This window comes from Isachenkonia alkalipeptolytica (genome assembly GCF_009910325.1).
Taxonomy (GTDB): Bacteria; Bacillota; Clostridia; order Peptostreptococcales; family T1SED10-28; genus Isachenkonia; species Isachenkonia alkalipeptolytica.
In genome coordinates, this window is the sequence record NZ_SUMG01000064.1 from 1 (window position 1) to 683 (window position 683).

The 683-nt window shown below is 63.8% G+C and carries 1 protein-coding gene; it reads left to right on the top strand.

Annotation, left to right across the window (positions count from 1 at the left end):
• Positions 1-281: 281 nt before the first annotated feature.
• Positions 282-683: LpqB family beta-propeller domain-containing protein (locus tag ISALK_RS14885; protein WP_245394431.1), on the top strand; the 402-nt coding region annotated here is incomplete at its 3' end.

The window sequence follows — 683 nt, forward strand, 5'->3', positions numbered from 1 at the left end:
GGCAGTGGCCTAGGGCTGGCGATCTCGCGTCAGGATGCGAACCTTCATCATGGCTGGCTGACAGCCTGGGGACGCCCGAACCAGGGGGCCTACTTCCGATTGGTGGTTCCCAGACAGCCCGGCGGAGTCATCGTCAAGTCCCCGCTCCCCGCATCTCCGACCGATGCCGACCGCTCTGACGACGAGGAAGAACGATGACCCTACGCCCTTCCCGGCGTGCTGTGCTGTCAGCTGCTGCTGTTTTGCTCACCGGATGCTCCGAAGTACCATCCCAGGGCCCAGTGAAGCGAGCTGATGGTCCCCGCGCCGCCGCGCGGGAAAGCATCGACGTCGCTCCCCATCCTCCTGCAGACGGCGCGTCCATCGACCTCGTGGTGGGCGGGTTCCTGCAGGCGATGGCGAGCGCGCGTGACGACTACCGGGTCGCGAGGACTTACCTCACTAGCGACATTGCGGATCGATGGGATCCCCATGCGAAAGGCACCATCTACGACGCCACGAACCATAAGCCGGCCAGCACCGTCGCTACCGCAGCGCTTCAGGCCCCCGTGGTGGGGCAGATCGATTCCAGAGGCCACTATCATCCGACTAGTTCTCAAACTCTCAACCATGACTTCGGAATGGCGCAGGAATCGGGTCAGTGGCGTATCTCCCGGCCTCCAGAAGGGGTGCTCATTTCCCAG